The following is a 4,066-nucleotide window of genomic DNA, read 5'->3' as shown; positions in this document are numbered from 1 at the left end:
CGCGAACATGGTCAGCGGCGCGCTCGGCGGCCTGCCGGTGGCCGGCGTGATCGTGCGCAGCACCGCGAACGTGCAGGCGGGCGCGCGTACCCGCTGGTCGGCGGTCCTGCACGGGGTGTGGGTGCTGGTGTTCGCGATCGGGTTCGGCTGGACGATCAAGCTGATCCCGCTGGAGGCGCTGGCGGGGTTGCTGGTGTTCATCGGCGTGCAGATGGTGAACCTGGCCCACATCAGGAAGGTGCACGGCCACGGCGAGGTGCCCGTCTACGTGGTGACGATGCTCGCCGTGATCCTGCTCGGGCTCGCCGAAGGCGTGCTGGCGGGGCTGGCTCTGGCCGCGCTGCTTGCGCTGCGCCGCCTGACCTGGGTCACGGTGCTGAAGCGGGAGGACCGCGACGGCCGGTTGCACGTGACGATCTCCGGTTCGCTGACGTTCCTGGGTGTGCCCAGGCTGACGCGCGAGCTGCGGACCATCGCCCCCGGCGCCGACGTGGACCTCGACCTGAACATCGACTTCATGGACAACGCCGCCTTCGAGGCCCTCCACTCCTGGCGGCTCGACCACGAGCGCATGGGTGGCACGATCGACATCGACGAGCTGCACGACGAGTGGTACTCGCTGGCGGCCAGCGGGGCGCGCATGTTCCCCGTCAAGTCGCCGCCCAAGGCGCCGGACCGCTGGTGGCTGCCGTGGGCGCACCGGCACCGCCGTCCCCCTGCGGCGCCGGGCTCCGCGGGTGCGGAATGCCAGCTGACGGTGGGGGCGCGGGAATTCCACCGGCGTACGGCGCCGCTGCTCCGGCCCATCTTCACGGAGCTGGCCCGTAAGCAGCAGCCGACGCACCTGTTCATCACGTGCGCGGATTCCAGGATCGTGCCCAGCCTGATCACCGCGAGCGGCCCCGGCGACCTGTTCACCGTGCGCAACATCGGCAACCTGGTGCCGCGCAGGGGCTCCGAGCCGCACGACGACTCGGTGGTGGCGGCGATCGAGTACGCCACGCAGGTCCTGGGCGTGCACACGATCACGGTGTGCGGCCATTCCGGGTGCGGCGCGATGGCGGGGGTGCTCAGCGGAGGCGTGCAGGCAGGCAGCCTGCCGGGGCTGAGACGGTGGCTGCGGCACGGAAACCACAGCCTGGCCACGTTCATCGAGACCGAGGGCGATCGGCTGCACAGCGGCGCTCTGGACGTCCTGTGCCGGGTCAACGTGCAGCAGCAGCTGGAGAACCTGCGCACCTACCGCAAGGTCGACGAGCAGGTCCGGGCCGGGAAGCTGGAGCTGGTGGGATTGTTCTTCGACATCGGCTCGGCGAGGGTGCACATCGTGCCGCCGCTGCGCCCCACGGGCTCCGCTCTGCGTGAAGAAGACCCATCGCACGCCGACGATGGGCGAACAATGAGTGCGTGAAGCTTCTCATCATTGGTGGTTCAGGGTTCCTGGGTCGTGCCGTCGTCGTCGAGGCGCTGGCCCGCGGGCATGAGGTGACGACGTTCAACAGGGGGCGGAGCGGGGCCGACGTGCCCGGCGCCGAGGTCGTGCGGGGCGACCGGGAGGTGCGCGCGGACCTCGATCGGCTGGTCGCCGGCCGGTCGTGGGACGCCGTGGTCGACACCTCCGGCTACACGCCACGGGTCGTGGGCGAGTCGGCGAGGGCACTGTCCGGACATGCCGGCACGTACGCCTTCGTCTCCAGCGTCTCGGCCATCGACGGCTTTCCCGGCGAACCGGCCACCGAGGACACGCCCGGATGGGCGTGCGCGCCGGACGCCGGGCCCGACGACGGCGACTACGGGGTGCTGAAGGCGGGGTGCGAGCGGGCGGTCCAGCAGGGGTTCGATGGTAATGCGCTGATCGTCCGGCCCGGCCTGATCCTGGGGCCGCACGAGAACGTGGCCAGGCTGCCATGGTGGCTGAGCAGGATCGCGCGCGGCGGCCGGGTCCTGGCCCCCGGCGACCCGGCCACGCCGATGCAGCTCGTGGACGCGCGCGACGTGGCGATCTTCACCCTCGACCACGCGGAGCGAGGCACGTCCGACACCTTCCTGGTGACGGGGCCCGCGGGCAACACCACCTATGGCGAGTGGCTCGGTCTCTGCAAGGAGTCGACGGGGTCGGACGCGGAGTTCGTGTGGGTGGACAGCGGGTTCCTGCTGGAGCAGGGGGCCGGAGCGTTCGTGGAGCTGCCGCTGTGGGGTGGGCCGCCGTCCGCGGAGGTCGGCAACTTCTGGAGCGTGCCGACGGCCAGGGCGGAGGCGGCGGGGCTGAGCACGCGTCCGGTGGCGGAGATCGTCCGTGACACGTGGGCCTGGCTCCGCGAGATCCCGGAGGAGGAGCGCGTTTACGGCGTCAAGACCACGCACGGGATGGCGCCGGAGAAGGAGGCCGCCATCCTCGCGGCGTGGGCGGCCCGTTCTGAGTAATCCTCCGCAGACGTGGCGCCCGGGGGCGGGTTAGTTTCGCGGACGCCGGCGAGGTTCTCCAGGTAGCCCATGGCGCTCCTCGCGGCGTCGGTCCTGACTCCCAGGGGCCGGAGGGGCGGAGGCTGTGCGGTTGCTTCCGCCCCTCACCTTTTACCTCGGCTAACACAGAGGAAACAGCTGTGCCGCAATGCTGCCTCGCATGGCTTTGCGTTCCTTGCCCCTTTTATCCCTTGCGTTCGCAGCCCGGCCCGGGACGCTGCGGCGCCGGCGGGCTCTGCCGGCGTCCCTCCTCACCGTGGCTGCCCTGCTCTTCTCACTCTCCCTGAGCAGTCCCTCCCCTGCCTCCAGCCCCGCCGCCGTCCTCCTCGCACCCCGTCCGGTCGCCGTGGCATCGGCCCTCGCGCCTTCGCGCAAGTCGTACAAGAAGTCGTTGACCCGCGCCCTCGACCGCTACGTGAACCACCTCTCGGGCCGGCTCTCGGTGTCCGTGCGCGACCTGTCCTCGGGCCTGTCCTACACCTACCACCGCGGCCTCAGGATGGCCACGGCCAGCATCGTCAAGGTCGACATCCTGGTCACGCTGCTGCTCAGGGCCCAGCGCCGGCACCGCGGCCTCACCGCCGGGGAGAAGCGTCTGGCGGCGCGGGCCATCAAGGTGAGCGACAACGCCGCCGCATCGGCGCTGTGGCGGGCGATCGGCGGGGCGTCCGGCCTGGCCGCCGCCAACAGGAAGCTCGGGCTGCGCGACACGGCGCCCGGCCCGGGAGGGGCGTGGGGCGCGACCACGACCAGCGCCACCGACCAGGTGCGTCTCATGACCGCCCTCACCTCCGCCAAGAGCCCGCTCTCCGCCAAGAACCGCCGGTACGTGCTGCGCCTCATGAGCGATGTGACGCGGGCGCAGTCATGGGGCGTCAGCGCTGCCGGGCGCAAGGGCGTCGCGCTCAAGAACGGCTGGCTGCCCCGTCCCCGGGACGGGGGGCGGTGGACGGTCAACAGCGTCGGCCGGGTCCGCAGCCGCGGGCACACGTACCTGATCGCCGTCATCTCGGATCGTCACCGCTCGATGGGGGTGGGGGTGAAGGCTGTCGAGACCGTCGCCAAGCTCGTCACCAAGGCCCTCGCCAAGGCCTCCTGAGCACGTCAGCCGCATTGCATCTACCGAAAAATATTCTGGAGGAGCTGTCCGTAAGTAAGATTCCGTAGATCCACGGCATTGGTCCAATATTTTGTCATGCCGTCGTTCACCCCTCTGATGCCTGGTGATCCCCCAGAGCTGGCCGGCCTGGAACTGCTCGGCAAGCTCGGAGAGGGCGGGCAGGGCGTCGTCTATCTGGCCAGGACCCCCATGGGCATGTACGTGGCCATCAAGTGGCTGCGCCTCGAGCGGTCCGACGACCAGAAGAGCGTCGAGCGGTTCCTGCGCGAGGCGGAGGTCGCCCAGCGGGTGGCGCAGTTCTGCACCGCGGCCGTACTCAGCACGGGCGTCGAGCACAACCGCCCGTACATCATGAGCGAGTTCGTCGAGGGGCCCTCCCTGGAGCGGGCCGTGCGGAATGACGGCCCGCACACCGGCCCGGCGCTGGATCGGCTGGCCATCGGCACCGCCACCGCGCTGGCCGCGATCCACGCGGCCAACGTC

General features: G+C 70.7%; 4 protein-coding genes. All 4 read left to right on the top strand.

Annotated features, from left to right (window positions below; genetic code table 11):
• A partial coding sequence (locus AB0J09_RS58265; RefSeq protein ID WP_360711764.1) for a carbonic anhydrase occupies positions 1-1,411 on the top strand: 1,411 nt, incomplete at its 5' end.
• A complete protein-coding gene (locus tag AB0J09_RS58260) occupies positions 1,408-2,424 on the top strand; it encodes an NAD-dependent epimerase/dehydratase family protein (protein WP_360711762.1) in 1,017 nt (338 codons plus the stop codon). The genes AB0J09_RS58265 and AB0J09_RS58260, both read left to right, overlap by 4 nt.
• A 295-nt stretch (positions 2,425-2,719) precedes the next feature.
• A complete protein-coding gene (locus AB0J09_RS58255) occupies positions 2,720-3,562 on the top strand; it encodes a serine hydrolase (protein WP_360711759.1) in 843 nt (280 codons plus the stop codon).
• 96 nt (positions 3,563-3,658) lie between these two features.
• The coding region (locus AB0J09_RS58250) for a protein kinase (protein ID WP_360711757.1) at positions 3,659-4,066 on the top strand (408 nt) is incomplete at its 3' end.

The organism is Nonomuraea sp. NPDC049784, from assembly GCF_040659615.1.
Taxonomy (GTDB): Bacteria; Actinomycetota; Actinomycetes; order Streptosporangiales; family Streptosporangiaceae; genus Nonomuraea.
The sequence above is the reverse complement of the archived record's forward strand: the minus strand, read 5'-3'. Positions and strand labels throughout refer to the sequence as shown.